Below are 18,296 nucleotides of genomic sequence, written 5' to 3'. Positions count from 1 at the left end.
CCCCTCGGTCTGACATGACTACTGCCGCACCGACCGTCGCGGCCGCCCCCTTCCAGGTGACGCTCGCCGTCGACTGCATGGGCGGCGACCACGGACCCTCGATCACCCTGCCGGCCTGTCGCGCCTTTCTCGACGCGCATCCCGAGGCGGCGCTCATCCTTGTCGGCCGCGCCGACGCCCTGGCTGGCGCCGCCGCCTGGCCTCGCTGCACCATCGTGGCTGCCACCGAGGTCGTCGAGATGGACGATCCGGTCGAAGTGGCGCTGCGCCGCAAGAAAGACTCCTCGCTGCGCGTCGCCGTCTCGCAGGTGAAGGCTGGCGAGGACGGCCGTGCCGCCGCCCAGGCATGCGTATCGGCCGGCAATACCGGCGCGCTGATGGCGGTGTCGCGCTACGTGCTGAAGACACTCGAGGGCATCGATCGCCCGGCGATCGCCACCGTGATGCCCAACGAGCGCGACGGCTACACCACCGTGCTTGACCTCGGCGCCAACGTCGACTGCAGCGCCGATCACCTGCTGCAGTTTGCCGTGATGGGCAGCGCGCTGGTTGCTGCAGTGGAAGGCAAGGACGACCCGAGCGTCGGGCTGCTCAACATCGGCGAAGAGGCGATCAAGGGCAGCGAGACCATCAAGCAAGCTGCCGACCTGCTGCGTGCGGCGGCGGCCAGCGGCCATCTCAATTTCCACGGCAACGTGGAAGGCAACGACATCTTCAAGGGCACCACCGACATCGTCGTCTGCGACGGGTTCGTCGGCAACGTCGCGCTGAAGACGGCCGAGGGCCTGGCCGCGATGCTTTCGAACTTCATCAAGCAGGAGTTCACGCGCAACCTGTTCACCAAGCTCGCCGCGCTGGTGGCGCTGCCTGTACTCAACCACTTCAAGGCCCGCGTCGACCACCGCCGCTACAACGGCGCCGCCCTGCTCGGCCTGCGCGGACTCGTCTTCAAGAGCCATGGTTCGGCCGACGCGTTCGCCTTCCAGATGGCGCTGAACCGGGCTTATGATGCCGCGCGCAACCGACTGCTCGACCGCGTGCACGACCGCATCCTCGAGACGCTGGCCGCGATGCCGGCAACGAGCGCGGAGCCTCGGACCGACCTGCCCGCGCTGGCTGCCTCACGATGAGCACTGATACCCCTCGTTTCTCCCGCATCACCGGCACGGGCAGTTACCTGCCGCCCAACCGGGTGACGAACGAGTCGCTGGCCGCGCAGTTGGCTCGCGACGGCATCGAGACCTCCGACGACTGGATCGTCGAGCGCACCGGCATCCGTGCGCGCCATTTCGCCGCGCCCGATGTTCCGAGCAGCGAGCTTGCCGTGCATGCCGCTCGTCACGCGCTGGAAGCGGCGGGCCGCAAGCCGCAGGACATCGACCTGATCATCGTTGCGACCTCGACACCCGACATGGTCTTCCCGTCCACCGCGTGCATCGTGCAACGCAAGCTCGGCGTGGCCGGCGGCGCGGCCTTCGACGTGCAGGCGGTGTGCTCGGGCTTCGTCTACGGCCTCACAGTGGCCGATTCGATGATCCGCACTGGCCTGGCCAGCCGGGCGCTGGTCATCGGTGCCGAGGTGTTCTCGCGCATTCTGGACTTCAAGGACCGCACCACCTGCGTGCTGTTCGGCGACGGCGCCGGCGCCGTCGTGCTGGAGGCCAGCGACACGCCGGGCATCCTCGCCAGCGATCTGCATGCCGATGGCCGCCACGTGGACATCCTGTGCGTGCCTGGCACGCTGTCCGGTGGCCAGCCCCTCGGCGACCCGCTGCTGAAGATGGACGGGCAGGCCGTGTTCAAGCTCGCTGTGGGCGTGCTGGAGAGCGCGGCGCGCACGGTGCTCGAGAAGGCCGGCCGCACTGAAGCGGACATCGACTGGCTGATCCCCCACCAGGCCAACATCCGCATCATGCAGAGCACGGCGCGCAAGCTGAAGCTGCCGATGGACAAGCTGGTGGTCACGGTCGACGAGCATGGCAACACATCGGCCGCGTCGATTCCGCTGGCGCTCGACGCCGCGGTGCGCCAAGGGCAGGTCAAGCGCGGCGACACGGTCATGCTGGAAGGCGTGGGCGGCGGCTTCACCTGGGGCGCGGTGCTGCTCGACTTCTGAGAATGAGGCCCGCCGAGGGCCGACAAGACGACAAGAGTGAGACAACGGCGATGACGACCTTCGCATTTGTGTTTCCCGGGCAGGGCTCGCAGACCGTGGGCATGCTCGACGCCTGGGGCGACCACGCCGCCGTGCGCGACACCCTGGCCGAGGCCTCGCAGGCACTCGGCGAGGACCTTGGCAGACTGATCCATGGGGGGCCGAAGGAACAACTCGACCTCACCACCAACACCCAGCCGGTGATGCTGGCCGCCGCGGTGGCTTGCTACCGCGCGTGGATGGCCGAGACCGGCCTCACACCGGCGGTGGTGGCCGGCCATTCGCTCGGCGAATACAGCGCGCTGGTCGCCGCCGGCTCGTTGACGCTGGCCGACGCGCTGCCGCTGGTGCGTTTCCGCGCCCAGGCGATGCAGGAGGCGGTGCCGGTCGGTGCCGGCGCCATGGCCGCGATCCTCGGGCTCGACGCCGAGATTGTTCGTGCCACCTGCGAGGAGGTGGCCGCCGCGGTGGGCGAACCCGTGTCGGCCGCGAACTACAACGACCCCAAGCAGACGGTCATCGCGGGATCGAAGGCCGCCGTCGACCAGGCCTGCGAGGCGCTGAAGGGCCGCGGCGCCAAGCGTGCGCTGCCTCTGGCCGTCTCTGCGCCGTTCCACTGCAGCCTGATGAAGCCCGCGGCCGATCGGCTGAAGGATCGCCTGGCCGCGGTGACGATCCACACGCCGCAGATTCCGCTCGTCAACAACATCGACGTGGCGGTGCAGACCGAGCCCGACGCGATCCGCGAGGCCCTGTACCGCCAGGCCTTCGGGCCGGTGCGCTGGGTCGAGATCGTGCAGGCCATACGTGCGCGAGGCGCCACGCATCTGATCGAATGCGGCCCGGGCAAGGTGCTCGCCGGGCTGGCCAAGCGCATCGACGCTGAGCTCACGGTGGGCAACGTGCTCGATCCGGCGACGCTGGCCGAGGCGAAGGGGATGCTGGCATGAGCGAGGTCACGACCAAGGGACAGGTCGCGCTGGTCACCGGTGCCTCGCGTGGCATCGGCCGGGCGATCGTGGTGGCGCTCGCCGGGCAGGGCATGAAGGTGGTGGGTACCGCGACGACCGACGCCGGAGCCGCCTCCATCGGCGAGGCGCTGGCTTCACTGGGCGGCAGGGGGCTCAAGCTCGACGTCACCGATGGTGACGCGCTCGACGCTGCGATCGACGGCATCGTCAAGCAGGACGGCGGCCTGCACGTGCTGGTCAACAACGCCGGCATCACGCGCGACACGCTGTCGATGCGCATGAAGGACGAAGACTGGGACGCGGTGCTCGACACCAACCTGAAAGCGGTGTTCCGCGCCAGTCGCGCCGTGATCCGCCCGATGATGAAGCAGCGCTACGGTCGCATCGTCAACATCACTTCGGTGGTGGGGGCCAGCGGCAACCCGGGCCAGGCCAACTATGCGGCGGCCAAGGCGGGGGTGGCCGGCATGACGCGCTCGCTGGCACGGGAACTCGGCAGCCGCGGGATCACGGTGAACTGTGTGGCGCCGGGCTTCATCGACACCGACATGACGCACTCGCTGCCCGAGGCGCAGAAGGGGGCACTGCTGGCGCAGATTCCGCTCGGCCGCCTCGGACAGGCCAGCGAGATCGCGCATGCGGTGGCATTCCTCGCCTCGCCGCAGGCCGGTTACATCACCGGCACCGAATTGCACGTCAATGGCGGCATGTACATGGCCTGAATCCGGCGTTGCGGGTCGTCCGCGGCCCGGGCTGGCCAAGCCTTAGAATCCCGCCCTGTTTTCAGTAAACACTCCCGGAGGAGTCATGAGCGACATCGAAGCACGAGTCAAGAAGATCATCGCCGAACAGTTGGGTGTGCCCGAGGCCGATGTGAGCAACGAGAAAGCATTCGTGGCCGATCTCGGCGCCGATTCGCTCGACACGGTGGAACTTGTGATGGCCCTGGAGGACGAGTTCGGCATCGAGATTCCCGACGAGGAAGCCGAGAAGATCACGACCGTGCAGTTGGCGATCGACTACGCCGTGAAGCACCAGAAGGCGGCCTGAGGGCAGCCTGTTCCCGTTCCCATTGCATCCGCATTGCGCATGAGCCGTCGTCGCGTCGTCGTCACCGGACTCGGCCTGGTCAGCCCCGTAGGCAACACGGTCGGCGAAGGCTGGGACAATCTCGTTGCCGGCCGCTCCGGCATCGCCAACATCACGCGATTCGACGCGTCGGCGTTCGCCTGCCGCTTTGCCGGCGAGGTGAAGGGCTTCCAGATCGAGGATTACATCCCCGGCAAGGAAGCGCGCCACATGGACACCTTCATCCACTACGGGATGGCGGCGTCCATCCAGGCGGTGCGTGATGCCGGCCTGCCCACGAACGACGCGCTGAGCGAGGAGGCTGCCGAACGCATCGGCTGCATCGTCGGCTCGGGCATCGGCGGGCTGCCGATGATCGAGGAAACGCACGGCGAGTACACGAGCCGAGGGCCGCGCCGCATCTCGCCGTTCTTCGTGCCAGCCTCGATCATCAACATGATCTCGGGGCATGTGTCGATCCACTTCGGCTTCCAGGGGCCGAACCTGGCCATCGTGACGGCCTGCACGACGGGTCTGCACTGCATTGGCGAGGCCGGCCGGCTGATCGAGTACGGCGATGCCGACGTGATGATTGCCGGCGGCGCGGAGTCCACCGTCTCGCCGCTGGGCATCGGCGGCTTCGCAGCGGCGCGTGCGCTTTCCACGCGCAACGACGACCCGGTCACCGCGTCGCGGCCCTGGGACAAGGACCGCGACGGCTTCGTGCTCGGAGAAGGTGCCGGCGTGCTGGTGCTCGAGGAGTACGAGCACGCGAAGAAGCGCGGCGCGAAGATCTACGCGGAGTTGTCCGGCTTCGGCATGGGTGCCGATGCCTTTCACATGACCGCGCCGAACGTCGACGGACCGAAGCGCGCGATGAAGGCAGCGTTGCGCAATGCGGGCATCGACGGTGACCAGGTGCAGTACCTGAACGCGCACGGCACCTCGACGCCGTTGGGCGATGTCAACGAGACGAACGCCATCAAGCTTGCTTTCGGCGACCATGCGAAGAAGCTTGTGGTGAATTCGACAAAGTCGATGACCGGCCACCTGCTCGGCGGTGCAGGGGGCATCGAATCCGTCTTCACCGTGCTTGCCTTGCACCACCAGGTGTCGCCGCCGACGATCAACATCTTCAACCAGGATGCGGAGTGCGACCTGGACTACTGCGCCAATGAGGCGCGGCCGATGAGGATCGAGTACGCCGTGAAGAACAACTTCGGCTTCGGCGGCACCAACGGCACGCTGGTGTTCCGCCGAGCCTGAGTCCGTCCTCCTTGCCGCGGGTGGCGCGCCCGTGGGCCTGCCGGCAGCCAGTTTCGAGTTCCGCACGGCGCGCGCGTGGCGTCGCAGCGTGTTGACTCTTTCGGCCTCGGGGCTGCTGCTCACTGCCCTCTGGCTGTCGGCGCTTCACTCCCGCGACGAACTGGCCCCGGCGCCGTGGGCCGTGCCGGCTGTACTGGCTTGCCTGCTGGCCGCTTCCGCGGCCCGCACGCGCAAGGGCCGGCTGCGCTGGGACGGACAGGGCTGGCACTTGTCCGAATCTGCGCCGCGCGAAGTGCCCGAGAGCCCGGGATCGCTGCAGTTGGCATTCGATGGGGGCGCCTGGATGCTGTTACGCTTCCGCAAGACGGAATCGAGCCGCTGGTGGCTCTCCGGCACCTGGCTGGCCCTGGCAGGCATCGAGTTTTCGGGTGACTGGCACGCCTTGCGCTGTGCGGTATATTCGCCGCGACCCGATCCGGCCGGCCTCTCGGCGCAGGCTCCAGCCGACCCTCCCGCATGAACGCCAACGACGCCGACGCACCGCTGATCGAACGGATCCGGCAAGGTGATGTGCGGGCCTTCGAGATGCTGGTGGTGAAGTACCAGCGCCGCATTGAACGCCTGATCGGCCGGATGGTGCGTGACGTCGACCTGGTGCCTGACATCGCCCAGGAAACTTTCGTTCGCGCCTACCGGGCGATCGGACAGTTCCGCGGTGAGAGCGCCTTCTACACTTGGCTGTACCGCATCGCCGTCAATACGGCCAAGAAGGCGCTGGTCGACCTCAAGCGGGATCCGATCGTGACGGAATCCGCACTCGCGTCCCGCGACGAGGACGAGGAAACTTCGCGCGTCGAAAACGAACTAAGCGACGGCGAGACCCCCGACGCCGTGCTGGCCAGCAAGGAAATCGCGGCGGCGGTGAACTCTGCGATCGAAGCGCTGTCCGACGATCTTCGCCAGGCGATCACCCTGCGCGAGATCGAGGGGCTGAGCTACGAAGAGATCGCCGAGTTGATGAACTGTCCGATCGGAACGGTGCGCTCGCGCATCTTCCGGGCGCGCGAGGCGATTGCGCTGCGGCTGAGACCGCTGCTCGACACCCGTGAAGGCGAGCGGTGGTGAGGGATCGGGAGAGGTTTGGAGTCGATGATGTCCAGTGAACAATCCAACGGATCGGGCCATGCCGAGCAGTTGTCTGCCATGGTCGATGGCGAGCTCGGCGCCGAAGGCGTGCAGCGGGCGTGCGCGGTCTGGCGCAGCGACGCCGCGTCCCGGCAGACCTGGCATGCCTATCAGCTGATCGGTGATGTGCTGCGTTCCGACGATCTGGCCTCCTCGCCGTCGAAAGACGAAGAGTTCCTGCAACGCCTGCGCACGCGACTGGCCACGGAGCCCGTGGTGCTGGCGCCGCAGCCGGCGGTCGTCGCTCCCGCGTCCGGCGCTCGGGTGCTGCGTCGGTGGCGAGCAGGTGCAGCCGTTGCCGCGGGATTCGTCGCTGTGGCAGGGGTGCTGGTGGCAATCCGGGCGCCGTCGCCCGAGCCTGGCCCCAGCCTGGCACGCGCGCCCGCCACCGTGGTTCCGATGGCGGAGCCGAGCCGCGTGGCGCAGGCGCCGACCCGTGCCGACGCGGTCACCGAGCAGGCAACCCTGGTCACGGACGGGAAGGTGATTCGGGATGCGAGGCTGGATCGTTACCTCGCCGCACATCAGCGTTTCGCAGGTGCTTCTGCGCTGGGTGTGCCATCGGCCTTCCTGCGCAGCGCCACCACCGACGCGTCGAAGCGATAGAACCGCAAACGGCACCACTTTCCCATGTTGCTGCGTCCCATCCTCGCGCTGACCTTGCTCGGCGCCTTCGGCGGTGCTGCGTCCGCCGCCGGGGTGACGCCCGCTTCGGCAGCGCCCGACAGTCGCGAGGTTCGTGCCTGGCTGACGCGCATCCACGAAGCGGCCAGCAAGCAGAACTTCCAGGGCACTTTCGTGGTCAGCGGGGGCGGCGCGGTGGCGAGCGCACGCATCGCGCACTACGGCGAGGGTCGCAACCAGTACGAGCGCATCGAATCGCTCGACGGGCAGACGCGATATGTGTTCCGGCACAACGACCTCGTCCACACGCTCTGGCCAGCCAGCCGCGTGGCGCTGGTCGAGCAGGCGCAGTCGATGACGGGTTTTCCGGCCCTGCTCCAGGGCAGCATCGACCGCATCGCCGACTACTACGAAGTCAGGCCGCAGGGCAGCGAGCGCGTGGCAGGGCGGGAGGCGCATGTGTTGTTCGTGCAGCCGCGCGACGACCACCGCTTCGGCTACAGACTCTGGTCCGACCAGGCGTCGGGTCTGCTGCTTCGCTCCGAGGTCATCAACGAGCGCAACGAGGTGCTGGAGACCTCGGCGTTCTCCGAGGTGACGATCGGCGTCAAGCCGCAGTTCGAGAGCGTGACCGGGCCGATGCGCAAGCTCGACGGTTACCGTGTCATCCGCCCTGCGCTGACCAGCACGCGGATGGAGGCGGAAGGCTGGGCGATGCGCCAGTTGGTGCCAGGGTTTCGAGAAGTCAGCTGTGTGCGCCGACCGATGGAATCGCCGACCTCCGACATTCAGGAGGCCATCGCGGACTTGGTGCTGCAGACGATCTTTTCCGATGGGCTGACCTACGTGTCGGTGTTCATCGAGCCGTTCAACGCGCAGCGACACCAGCGCTCGATGCGGACCGCTGTCGGTGCCACGCAGACACTGATGCGGCGCCAAGGTGACTGGTGGATCACGGTTATCGGTGATGTTCCCCCGGCCACGCTGCTGATGTTCGCCAACGGACTTGAACGTCGGAAGTGAACCGCCATTTCTCGCCCAGGCTTCCCGATTGAGGCTTCTCCGAATCATGACAACCATGCACTCCACCGTCACCGCGGCGGCACGCCGCAGCTTCGTCGTCGCCCTGGCCGGCTTGGTGCTGGCCACCGGCACGATCGTTTCCTCGCCGGCAATGGCCCAGGCCCTGCCCGAGTTCGCCGACCTGGCCGAACGCATCGGGCCGGCAGTCGTCAACATCCGGACCACCGAGCGCCGCGCGGCCCGGCCCGACGGCATGCCGGAGATGGACGAGGACATGCTGGAGTTCTTCCGACGCTTCGGCCTGCCCATCCCCAACCAGCCGCCGCGCGGCCAACGGCCTCAGCCCGACGCCGAGCCTCAGCAGCGAGGCGTCGGCTCCGGCTTCATCCTCAGCGCCGACGGCTACGTGATGACCAATGCGCATGTCATCGACGGGGCTGACGAGGTCTTCGTCACGCTCACCGACAAGCGAGAGTTCAAGGCGCGGGTGATCGGTGCTGATCGCCGCTCCGACGTGGCGTTGGTGAAGATCGACGCGAACGGCCTGCCCTCCGTGCGCATCGGCGACGTGAACCGGCTGCGTGTGGGCGAGTGGGTCATCGCCATCGGATCGCCCTTCGGGCTCGAGAACACCGTGACCGCCGGCATCGTCAGCGCGAAGGCGCGCGACACCGGCGAGTTCCTGCCGCTGATCCAGACCGACGTGGCCATCAACCCGGGCAACTCTGGCGGACCGCTGATCAACATGCGCGGGGAAGTGGTAGGCATCAACTCGCAGATCTACAGCCGCTCGGGTGGCTACATGGGCATCTCGTTCGCGATCCCGATTGACGAGGCGACGCGCGTGGCTGATCAGTTGAAGACCACCGGGCGGGTCAGCCGGGGACGCATTGGCGTGAGCATCGACCAGGTCACCAAGGACGTCGCCGAGTCGATCGGCCTGGGCAAGCCGACTGGCGCGCTGGTGCGCAGTGTCGAAGCCGGGGGGCCGGCGGAGAAGGCCGGCATCGAGGCGGGAGACATCATCACCCGGTTCGACGGCCGGGTGGTCGAGAAGTCGGGCGACCTGCCGCGCATCGTCGGTGGCGTCAAGCCGGGCAGCAAGACCACCTTGCAGGTGTTCCGCCGCGGGGCCTACAAGGACTTGAGCGTCGTCGTCGCCGAGGTCGAACCCGATCGCGTGCGCCGCAGCGCCGAGACCGAGACGAAGCCGCAGGTGGTGGCGGGCACCTTGGGCATCGGCGTGGCCGACCTCAACGAATCGCAGAAGCGTGAACTCAAGTTGAAGAACGGCGTGCGTGTGGAATTGGTCGAGGGCGCCGCGGCTCGCGCGGGCGTGCGCGAAGGCGACGTGATCCTGTCGATCGACAACACCGAGGTCACCAGCGCCAAGCAGTTCGAAGCGGTCGTCGCAAAGCTCGACAAGAAGCGAGCCGTCACCTTGCTGGTCCGTCGCGGCGACACGGTGAACTTTCTCATCATCCGTCCAGTCTCGCGCTGACAGGCCAGGGCATCGGTCGGGCGCTCCGGTGGCAACCGGGGCACCCGACTGAAAGTCTGGGTCTTTCCATGATCCGGGATCTGAGCGGTGGTGATGATGGCGGGGACCCACCCGCTCGGGCTTCTCTTTCGGATCGCAAGAAGTCAGTGAATACTGACATACTGATCCGGCTGGCGATTGCCCCCATGCAAAGGCTAGAATCGCCCTGCCTGAGGCGAGTCTTCTCTCGCTGCGATCAACAAAGAACAGCCCAGGGAACTATCCCCAGGAGATCCACAAGACTTTGTGGATAATCTGTTGATGGAAATTCTTGTTGGCACATCGCAACGAGCACAAAACGAGGATTGGCGCGGTCTCCAGCGTGGTGCTTTTGGCTACAATGAAGGCCCAACAAGCAGTTGCCATACGTTTTGTTGGAAGGCGCGTCACTCTTTCGACGTGCCTTTTTTTTGGCTTCATCACGGCGCTCTGCGCCTGCACATCGCTGCACGATGTGAGCTTGCGCCGCCATGGCCTCGCCTTTGTCTGCGCCGCGTGAGCTGTCACTAGCAAGGTTCATGGACCACATCCGCAACTTCTCCATCATTGCCCACATCGACCACGGCAAGAGCACGCTGGCGGACCGACTGATCCAGCGCTGCGGCGGCTTGTCCGACCGCGAAATGGAAGCGCAGGTGCTCGACTCGATGGACATCGAACGCGAGCGCGGCATCACGATCAAGGCGCAGACCGCCTCGCTCCAGTACAAATCGCGCGACGGACAGGTCTACAACCTGAACCTGATCGACACACCCGGGCATGTCGACTTCAGCTACGAGGTCAGCCGCTCGCTGTCGGCCTGCGAGGGAGCTCTCTTGGTGGTCGACGCGAGCCAGGGCGTCGAGGCTCAGACGGTGGCCAATTGCTACACCGCCATCGAGCTCGGCGTGGAGGTCGTGCCGGTGCTCAACAAGATGGACCTGCCGCAGGCCGACCCGGATCGCGCCAAGGAAGAGATAGAGGACGTGATCGGCATCGATGCCGACGACGCCATTCCGTGCAGCGCCAAGACCGGCGAAGGCATCGACGACATCCTGGAAGCGGTGATCCAGCGCATGCCGGCACCGCGCGGCAAGCTCGAAGCACCACTGCGCGCGATGATCATCGATTCCTGGTTCGACAACTACGTCGGCGTCGTCATGCTGGTGCGCGTGGTCGACGGTTCGCTCGGCAAGGGCGAGCGCATCCGACTGATGGCCAGCGACGCGGTCTACGGCGTCGAGCAGCTCGGCGTGTTCACGCCCAAGTCGCTGTCGCGAGAGGTGCTGAGGGCCGGCGAGGTAGGCTTCGTGATCGCCGGCATCAAGGAACTGCAGGCGGCGAAGGTGGGTGACACCATCACGCTGGAGAAGAAACTCCCCAACAACCTGGGTGTGGCTAGCGAGCCACTGCCAGGCTTCAAGGAGATCAAGCCACAGGTGTTTGCAGGCCTGTACCCGACCGAAGCCAGCGAGTATGACCAGCTTCGCGACGCCCTGGAAAAGCTCAAGCTCAACGATTCGTCGCTGCACTACGAGCCGGAAGTCAGCCAGGCGCTCGGCTTCGGCTTCCGCTGCGGATTCCTCGGCCTGCTGCACATGGAGATCGTGCAGGAGCGGCTCGAGCGGGAATTCGACCAGGACCTGATCACGACCGCGCCCAGCGTGGTGTACGAGGTCGTGCTCAACGACGGCACGGTGTTGCAGGTGGAGAACCCCTCGAAGATGCCGGACCAGGGCCGCATCAAGGAGATCCGCGAGCCGATCGTCACGGTGCACCTGTACATGCCGCAGGACTACGTCGGCCCGGTGATGACGCTGGCCAACCTTAAGCGCGGCAACCAGATCAACATGGCCTACCATGGCCGCCAGGTGATGCTGACCTACGAGATGCCGCTGGCGGAGATCGTGCTGGACTTCTTCGACAAGCTCAAGAGCGTGTCCCGCGGCTATGCCTCGATGGACTACGAGTTCAAGGAGTACCGCGCGTCCGACGTCGTCAAGGTCGACATCCTTCTCAACGGCGACAAGGTCGATGCGCTGTCGATCATCGTTCACCGCGCGCAGAGCGTGTACCGCAGCCGCGCCGTGGTGACCAAGATGCGCGAACTGATCTCGCGACAGATGTACGACGTGGCGGTGCAGGCGGCCATCGGCGCCAACATCATCGCGCGTGAGACAATCAAGGCGCTGCGCAAGAACGTGCTGGCCAAATGCTACGGCGGTGACATCACCCGCAAGCGCAAGCTGCTCGAAAAACAGAAGGCGGGCAAGAAACGCATGAAGCAGATCGGCTCCGTCGAGGTGCCGCAGGAGGCGTTTCTGGCCATCCTCCAAGTGGACGACTGATGGGTTATCTAACCGGTGTGCTCTATGGTGCGCTCGCCATCTACCTGGGCGGCTGGTACCTCGGCAAGTGGACGGGAAACTTCTCGCTGCTGCTGTTCATCCTGAGTGTCGTGACCCTGGCCTACTGGCTGGCGGAACGCTTCCACTTCGCGCCGCGGCGTGCCGCTGCCGCCAAGGCGCTTGAGCAGCAGGACGCTGCGCGGCGTGCGCAGTTGGCGGCTCAGGGCATCACGAAGGTCGACACCGACCTTTCCCCGTCGCGCGAGAAGCTGCTGATGCAGCCCTGGTGGCTGGACTGGACCGCTGGCCTGTTCCCGGTGATCCTGGCCGTGTTCTTGCTGCGCTCCTTCCTGTTCGAGCCGTTCAAGATCCCGTCCGGATCGATGATCCCGACGCTGCTCGTCGGCGACCTGATCCTGGTCAACAAGTACCATTACGGCGTGCGTCTGCCGGTGATCAACAAGAAGATCATCGCCAACCACGACCCGAAGCGCGGCGACGTGATGGTGTTCCGCTTCCCGCGCGACACCAGCATTGACTACATCAAGAGGGTCGTCGGCCTGCCCGGCGACGAGGTCACGTTCCGCAACCAGAGGCTCTCGGTCAACGGGCAGGAAGTTCCGCTTGAGCCCCTGCCGCCGCCGGGTTACTACGACGAAGACACGCTGCGCTACTACCCGGAATTCAAGGAGAAGCTCGGCGACGTGGAGCACCGCATCCTCGTGAACCCGCAGGCGCAGCGCCCGTTCGGTGCGGACGGTGCCTATGCGTTCCCGTTCCGCGAGAACTGCCGCTACAGTGCCGAAGCGGTGACCTGCAAGGTGCCCGAAGGACATTACTTCATGATGGGCGACAACCGCGACAATTCGGAAGACTCGCGCTTCTGGGGTTTCGTGCCGGACGAGAACATCGTCGGCAGGGCATTTTTCGTGTGGATGAACTTCGGCAATCCGAAACGCATCGGGTCGTTCCATTGATGCGCCGCAGCACGGGGTTCACGAGGGGAGCATGAACGCATGACTGGAAAGATTGCATCGATCCGCCGACAGCGCGGAGTCACCCTGTTCGGACTGATGTTCTGGGCCATCGTGATCGGCATCACGGCGCTGGTGGTCATGCGCGTGCTGCCGACCGTCAACGAGTACTACACGATCCAGCGCGCCGTCGACAAGATCGCCAAGGAAGGCGGATCGACGGTGTCCGAGATCCGCTACGCATTCGAGAAGCAGAAGCAGATCGAGTACTCGATCTCCTCGATCAGCGGCAAGGATCTGCAGATCACCAAGGAAAACGAGCAGGTCGTGGTGAGTTTCGCCTACGACAAGGAGATCGAGCTGATCGCGCCGGTCTATCTGCTCATCAAATACGAGGGGCGCTCGAAGAAGTAGCGCAGCGGGGGGCAAAACGGGCCGCAGCGGCCCGACGGCAACCAACCCGATGGACGAAAGACTCGACGAACTCCAGGCCCGCATCGGGCATCGCTTCCGGCACGCGGATCTGCTTGGGCGCGCGCTGACGCATCGCAGCTTCGGCGCCGACCATAACGAACGGCTCGAATTCCTCGGTGATGCCGTGCTCAGTCTCGCGGTCTCGAGCCTGCTGTTCGACCGCTTCTCCGGCTCGGACGAAGGCGACTTGACGCGCGTGCGCGCGCACCTGGTGCGCGAGGACAGCCTGCACCGCATGGCGCTTCAGCTCGGGCTGCCCGAGGTCGTGCGCCTGTCGGAAGGGGAGGCCCGCGGCGGCGGCGCGCAGCGCGCCTCCATCCTCGCCGATGCGCTCGAGGCGGTGATCGGCGCCGTCTTCCTCGACGCAGGCTTCGATGCCGCCCGCGCACTGGTACAACGCCTCTTCGGCGAGGTCATTGCCGGCACCGAGATCGGGGGCTGGGCCAAGGATGCCAAGACCGAGCTGCAGGAGTGGCTGCAGGCGCGCCGCCTGCCGGTGCCCACCTATCGCATCAGCGCCACGCGCGGCCAGGCGCATGCACAGACCTTCGAGGTGGAGTGCGTGGTCCCCGCGCTGGGCCTGACGCAGGCGGGCGAAGGTCGCTCGCGCCGCCAGGCCGAGCAGGAAGCGGCGCGCAGGATGCTCGACGTGCTGAAGGCCAATGACCGGCCCGGTGGTCCGCTGCGCTCATGAGCGACAAGCCTGAAGCGGAAGAGCCCCCCGCGGCGCAGCGCTGCGGGCTGATCGCCATCGTCGGCCGGCCCAACGTCGGCAAGTCGACGCTGCTCAATGCGCTGGTCGGCCAGAAGATCAGCATCACCTCGGCGAAGGCTCAGACCACACGCCACCGCATCACCGGCATCCGCACGGTGGGCGAGACGCAGTTCGTCTTCGTCGATACGCCCGGCTTCCAGACCCGCCACGGCGCCGCGCTGAACCGCACGCTGAACCGCACCGTGCAGGGCGTCTTGGCCGACGTCGACGTGGTGTTGTTCGTCGTCGAGGCCGGCCGCTTCGGCTTGGACGACGCCAAGGTGCTGTCGCTGATCCAGGGCGAGGCGATGAAGGGCAAGCCTGTGTTCCTGATCGCCAACAAGCTCGACGCCGTACATCGCCGCGGCGAACTGGCGCCCTGGCTGAAGGGCATGCAGGACCGACACGCGTTCGCGGAATTCGTGCCGCTGTCCGCGAAGAAGCAGGCCGACGCGGACCGCCTGCTGCAGATCGTCAGGCCCTACCTGCCCAAGCAGGCCTGGTTCTACGAGGAAGACGCGCTGACCGACCGCAGCGACCGCTTCCTCGCCAGCGAGATCATTCGCGAGAAGCTGTTCCGCCTCACCGGCGACGAACTGCCCTATACGTCGACGGTCGTGATCGACAGGTTCGAGGAGGAGGGCAATCTGCGCCGCATCGCCGCCTCGATCGTTGTCGAGCGTGACGCGCACAAGGGCATGATCATCGGCGCCGGCGGCGAGCGGCTCAAGCGCATCGGCTCCGAGGCCCGCCAGGAACTCGAGTCGCTGATGGAGGCGAAGGTGTTTCTCGAGCTGTTCGTCAAGGTGCGCTCCGGCTGGGCGGCGGACGAGGACCATCTGCGCAGCTACGGCTACGAGTAGCGCCATGGCGACGGCGCGCGGCGCGGCACCGCTGGCGGCCTACGTGCTGCACCGCTACGACTGGAGCGAGTCCAGCCTCATCCTCGACCTCTTCACACGCTCCCTGGGACGGGTGGCGGTGGCGGCCAAGGGCGCGAAGAAGCCTCACTCCAACCTGCGTGCCGTGCTGCTGCCGTTCCAGCGCGTCAACGTGTCGCTCGGCCGGGTGCCGGAAGCCGAGGCAGCGGGCGACATCCAGACGCTGCGCCAGGCCGAATGGGGCGGTGGCGAGGCCATGCTCACCGGCGCGGCGCTGTTCAGCGGCTTCTACCTCAACGAACTGCTGATGAAGCTGCTCGCGAGGCACGACCCGCATCCGGCACTGTTCGACGCCTATGCGCAGACGCTGCCCGGCCTCGGCGCCGGCGAGGATCTGCGCACGCAAGCCGCGCTGCGCGCCTTCGAGCTCACGCTGCTCAAGGAGATCGGTCTGCTGCCGGACCTCGGCCTGGCCACGCTGACGCAGCAGCCGCTGCAGGCGCAGGCGCTCTACGCGCTGCGTCCCGAGGCCGGTGTCACCGAGGCGCACGACGACGAGGCGGGTGTGCCCGGCGCGGTGCTGGTCGGTCTGCAGGCGGCACTTCAGCATGGCGGCCAGGAAGCGTTGCAGCAGACCTGTGCGCTGGCGCTGCCCCCGCTCAAGCTGCAGCTGCGCGGGCTGCTTCACTATCATCTCGGCTCCAGCCCCTTGCGCACCCGCCAGGTGATGCACGACCTCCGCCATCTCTGATGAATCCGCTGCTCACCACCGGCCTCGATGCCCACCGCGGCCTGACCGCGCTCTCGGTCAACCTCAACAAGGTGGCGCTGCTGCGCAACACGCGTGCGATCGGCATTCCCAGCGTCACGCGCGCCGCAACGCTCGCGCTCGAAGCCGGCTGCCAGGGCATCACCGTGCACCCCCGGCCCGATCAGCGGCACATCCGGCCGCACGACGTGGTCGAGCTCGGCGAACTGCTGAAGTCGTGGTCGCAGGCCGAGTACAACATCGAGGGCAACCCCTTCCACAACCTGATGGACTGCGTGCGCGACCTGGTGCAACGCGGGTTGCCGGTGCACCAGGTGACCTTCGTGCCCGACAGCGTCGACCAGCCGACCTCCGACCACGGCTGGCGCTTCCCGCAGGATCTGGCGCGGCTGACCCCGCTGGTCGCCGAGTCGAAAGCGATGGGTCTGCGCGTCAGCCTGTTCATGGATCCGGAGCCGACGCAGATGCGAGGCGCGCGCGAGGCCGGCGCCGACCGTGTCGAGCTCTACACCGAGACCTATGCACGCGCCTACGGCACGCCCCAACAGGCGGAGGTGACCGCCGGCTTCGCGGCGGCTGCGCAGGCCGCGCTCGCCGAGGGCCTGGGCCTGAACGCCGGCCACGACCTGAATCGCGACAACCTCACCGACTTCCTGCGTGCCGTGCCCAGCGTGCAGGAGGTGTCGATCGGCCACGCGCTGATCGCCGACGCCCTCGAGCTCGGCCTCGGCGAGACGGTGCGCGACTACCTGCGCTGCATCCACCGCGCCTACGCGTAGCGCCGTCGTGATCTACGGCATCGGCACCGACATCTGCGACATCCGCCGCATGCGCGAGACCTTTGCACGGCGCGGCGAGCGTTTTGCGCTGAAGGTGCTCGGCGCACACGAGATCGAAGTGTTCCGCGAACGGCTGGCGCGCGTCGAGTCGCGCGGCATCAGCTACCTGGCCACGCGCTTCTCGGCGAAGGAGGCCTTCTCCAAGGCCATCGGCATGGGCATGCGCATGCCGATGACCTGGCGCGACTGCGAGATCGTCAAGGCGCGCAGCGGCAAGCCAGAGATCCGTCTGCACGGCGCGCTGGCCGAATGGTTCGAATCGCGCGGCTTGCGCGCGCATGTCAGCGTCAGCGACGAAACCGACTTCGCGGCGAGCTTCGTCGTGGTCGAAACCAAGGACCCTCGATGAGCCACTCACCCGTCATCCTCGACATCGCCGGCACGGCGCTGAACGCCGACGACCGCCGGCGCCTGGTGCACCCGCTGACCGGAGGCATGATCCTGTTCGCGCGCAACTGGGCCGACCGCCGGCAGCTCGTCGAGCTGACCGCAGAGATCAAGGCGTTGCGACCCGACCTGCTGATCTGCGTCGACCACGAGGGCGGCCGCGTGCAGCGCTTCCGCACCGACGGCTTCACCCACCTGCCGGCGATGCGCATGCTCGGCGAGATGTGGATGCAGGACCCGCTGACCGCCACCGCCGCCGCCACCGCGGCCGGACATGTGCTCGGCGCCGAGCTGCGCGCCTGCGGCGTGGACCTCAGCTTCACGCCGGTGCTCGACCTCGACCACGGCGACAGCAGCGTGATCGGCGACCGTGCCTTCCACCGCGATGCGCGCGTGACGACGCTGCTGGCCAAGAGCCTGATGCATGGCCTGCTGATGGCCGGCATGGCCAACTGCGGCAAGCACTTCCCCGGTCACGGCTACGTCAAGGCGGACAGCCACACCGAAGTGCCGGTGGACCGGCGCAGCCTGAAGGCCATCCTCGCCGACGATGCCATGCCCTACGAGTGGCTCTCCACCAGCCTGGCCAGCGTGATGCCGGCCCATGTCATCTACCCGAAGGTCGATGCCCACCCTGCCGGTTTCTCGCCGCGCTGGCTGAAGGAGATCCTGCGTCAGCAGCTGGGCTTCACCGGTGCAGTGTTCAGCGATGACCTCAGCATGGAAGGTGCGCGGCGTGTCGGCGGCGTCGAGGTCGGCTACGCCGAGGCTGCGGCGATCGCTCTGTCCGCTGGATGCGACCTCGTGCTGCTGTGCAACCAGTCGGTCGATGGAGGCGCGGCGGTCGATGCCCTGCTCGACGGGCTGGCGCAGGGGCTCGAACAAGGCCGCTGGCAGCTCGACCCCGACAGCGAGGACCGCCGCGTCCGCCTGCTGCCGCAGACCCGGCCGCTGTCCTGGGACGAACTGATGCACGACCCGCAGTACCAGCACGCCCTCGAGCGCCTGCCCTGAAGGACCCTGACACGACGACGCCGCCGGGCACGAGCCGCGGCAGCG

General features: G+C 66.9%; 21 protein-coding genes. 20 read left to right on the top strand and 1 reads right to left on the bottom strand.

Features of this window, described 5'->3' with window-relative positions; genetic code table 11:
- Positions 1 to 14 precede the first annotated feature (14 nt).
- From plsX to Q0599_RS17410, 11 genes are all read left to right on the top strand, one after another.
- A complete protein-coding gene (plsX, locus tag Q0599_RS17460; protein ID WP_298832030.1) occupies positions 15 to 1,130 on the top strand; it encodes a phosphate acyltransferase PlsX in 1,116 nt (371 codons plus the stop codon).
- The gene (locus Q0599_RS17455) at positions 1,127 to 2,116 is read left to right on the top strand and encodes a beta-ketoacyl-ACP synthase III (RefSeq protein WP_298832028.1); all 990 of its coding nucleotides are present in this window, start codon (positions 1,127 to 1,129) and stop codon (positions 2,114 to 2,116) included. The genes plsX and Q0599_RS17455 overlap by 4 nt, the downstream gene beginning before the upstream one ends.
- Positions 2,117 to 2,166: 50 nt before the next feature.
- Positions 2,167 to 3,105 carry an ACP S-malonyltransferase gene (gene fabD / locus Q0599_RS17450; protein WP_298832026.1) on the top strand — a complete coding sequence of 313 codons (939 nt, stop codon included), beginning with the start codon at positions 2,167 to 2,169 and terminating at the stop codon, positions 3,103 to 3,105.
- Entirely contained in the window at positions 3,102 to 3,848 is a 747-nt protein-coding gene (gene fabG, locus Q0599_RS17445; protein WP_298832025.1) for a 3-oxoacyl-ACP reductase FabG, read from the top strand. The genes fabD and fabG overlap by 4 nt, the downstream gene beginning before the upstream one ends.
- An 85-nt stretch (positions 3,849 to 3,933) precedes the next feature.
- Positions 3,934 to 4,176 (top strand): acyl carrier protein, encoded by a 243-nt coding sequence (gene acpP, locus Q0599_RS17440; RefSeq protein WP_209385515.1) that lies wholly within the window; start codon positions 3,934 to 3,936, stop codon positions 4,174 to 4,176.
- Between the two features lie 39 nt (positions 4,177 to 4,215).
- A complete protein-coding gene (fabF, locus tag Q0599_RS17435) occupies positions 4,216 to 5,460 on the top strand; it encodes a beta-ketoacyl-ACP synthase II (RefSeq protein ID WP_298832023.1) in 1,245 nt (414 codons plus the stop codon).
- Positions 5,461 to 5,491: 31 nt separating this feature from the next.
- Positions 5,492 to 5,980 (top strand): hypothetical protein, encoded by a 489-nt coding sequence (locus tag Q0599_RS17430; protein WP_298832021.1) that lies wholly within the window; start codon positions 5,492 to 5,494, stop codon positions 5,978 to 5,980.
- Positions 5,977 to 6,585, top strand: a complete 609-nt coding sequence (gene rpoE / locus Q0599_RS17425; RefSeq protein WP_298832019.1) for an RNA polymerase sigma factor RpoE — start codon at positions 5,977 to 5,979, stop codon at positions 6,583 to 6,585. Before Q0599_RS17430 ends, rpoE begins: the two co-directional genes overlap by 4 nt.
- Positions 6,586 to 6,609: 24 nt before the next feature.
- A complete protein-coding gene (locus Q0599_RS17420) occupies positions 6,610 to 7,251 on the top strand; it encodes a sigma-E factor negative regulatory protein (RefSeq protein ID WP_298832017.1) in 642 nt (213 codons plus the stop codon).
- Between the two features lie 24 nt (positions 7,252 to 7,275).
- Positions 7,276 to 8,292, top strand: a complete 1,017-nt coding sequence (locus tag Q0599_RS17415) for a MucB/RseB C-terminal domain-containing protein (RefSeq protein ID WP_298832014.1) — start codon at positions 7,276 to 7,278, stop codon at positions 8,290 to 8,292.
- A gap of 55 nt (positions 8,293 to 8,347) precedes the next feature.
- Entirely contained in the window at positions 8,348 to 9,793 is a 1,446-nt protein-coding gene (locus Q0599_RS17410) for a DegQ family serine endoprotease (RefSeq protein ID WP_298832012.1), read from the top strand.
- 235 nt (positions 9,794 to 10,028) lie between these two features.
- On the opposite strand, the gene Q0599_RS17405 is transcribed toward Q0599_RS17410, so the two are convergent.
- Positions 10,029 to 10,352, bottom strand: coding sequence for a hypothetical protein (locus Q0599_RS17405; RefSeq protein WP_298832009.1), 324 nt, complete (start codon positions 10,350 to 10,352; stop codon positions 10,029 to 10,031).
- Here Q0599_RS17405 and lepA point away from each other — a divergent pair.
- Genes lepA through nagZ form a run of 9 tightly spaced genes read left to right on the top strand, consistent with a single transcriptional unit; the run spans position 10,351 to position 18,251 of the window.
- The gene (lepA, locus tag Q0599_RS17400; protein WP_298832007.1) at positions 10,351 to 12,159 is read left to right on the top strand and encodes a translation elongation factor 4; all 1,809 of its coding nucleotides are present in this window, start codon (positions 10,351 to 10,353) and stop codon (positions 12,157 to 12,159) included. The two genes, Q0599_RS17405 and lepA, sit on opposite strands and share 2 nt — an antisense overlap.
- Positions 12,159 to 13,136 (top strand): signal peptidase I, encoded by a 978-nt coding sequence (gene lepB / locus Q0599_RS17395; RefSeq protein ID WP_298832004.1) that lies wholly within the window; start codon positions 12,159 to 12,161, stop codon positions 13,134 to 13,136. The genes lepA and lepB overlap by 1 nt, the downstream gene beginning before the upstream one ends.
- Before the next feature lie 39 nt (positions 13,137 to 13,175).
- Complete coding sequence (locus Q0599_RS17390) at positions 13,176 to 13,547, top strand: DUF4845 domain-containing protein (RefSeq protein WP_298832002.1); 372 nt, start codon at positions 13,176 to 13,178, stop codon at positions 13,545 to 13,547.
- A 49-nt stretch (positions 13,548 to 13,596) separates the two neighbouring features.
- Positions 13,597 to 14,301 (top strand): ribonuclease III, encoded by a 705-nt coding sequence (gene rnc / locus Q0599_RS17385; protein ID WP_298831999.1) that lies wholly within the window; start codon positions 13,597 to 13,599, stop codon positions 14,299 to 14,301.
- Positions 14,298 to 15,224, top strand: coding sequence for a GTPase Era (era, locus tag Q0599_RS17380; RefSeq protein WP_298831996.1), 927 nt, complete (start codon positions 14,298 to 14,300; stop codon positions 15,222 to 15,224). Before rnc ends, era begins: the two co-directional genes overlap by 4 nt.
- Before the next feature lie 4 nt (positions 15,225 to 15,228).
- A complete protein-coding gene (recO, locus tag Q0599_RS17375; RefSeq protein WP_298831993.1) occupies positions 15,229 to 15,993 on the top strand; it encodes a DNA repair protein RecO in 765 nt (254 codons plus the stop codon).
- Positions 15,993 to 16,790, top strand: coding sequence for a pyridoxine 5'-phosphate synthase (locus Q0599_RS17370; protein ID WP_298831990.1), 798 nt, complete (start codon positions 15,993 to 15,995; stop codon positions 16,788 to 16,790). The genes recO and Q0599_RS17370 overlap by 1 nt, the downstream gene beginning before the upstream one ends.
- Positions 16,791 to 16,797: 7 nt before the next feature.
- Positions 16,798 to 17,199 (top strand): holo-ACP synthase, encoded by a 402-nt coding sequence (gene acpS, locus Q0599_RS17365; protein WP_298831987.1) that lies wholly within the window; start codon positions 16,798 to 16,800, stop codon positions 17,197 to 17,199.
- Positions 17,196 to 18,251 (top strand): beta-N-acetylhexosaminidase, encoded by a 1,056-nt coding sequence (nagZ, locus tag Q0599_RS17360; RefSeq protein WP_298831985.1) that lies wholly within the window; start codon positions 17,196 to 17,198, stop codon positions 18,249 to 18,251. Before acpS ends, nagZ begins: the two co-directional genes overlap by 4 nt.
- Positions 18,252 to 18,296 lie beyond the last annotated feature (45 nt).

It is taken from the genome of uncultured Piscinibacter sp. (genome assembly GCF_937952055.1).
Classification (GTDB): Bacteria; Pseudomonadota; Gammaproteobacteria; order Burkholderiales; family Burkholderiaceae_C; genus Piscinibacter.
This window is presented reverse-complemented; position numbering and strand designations above follow the sequence as displayed.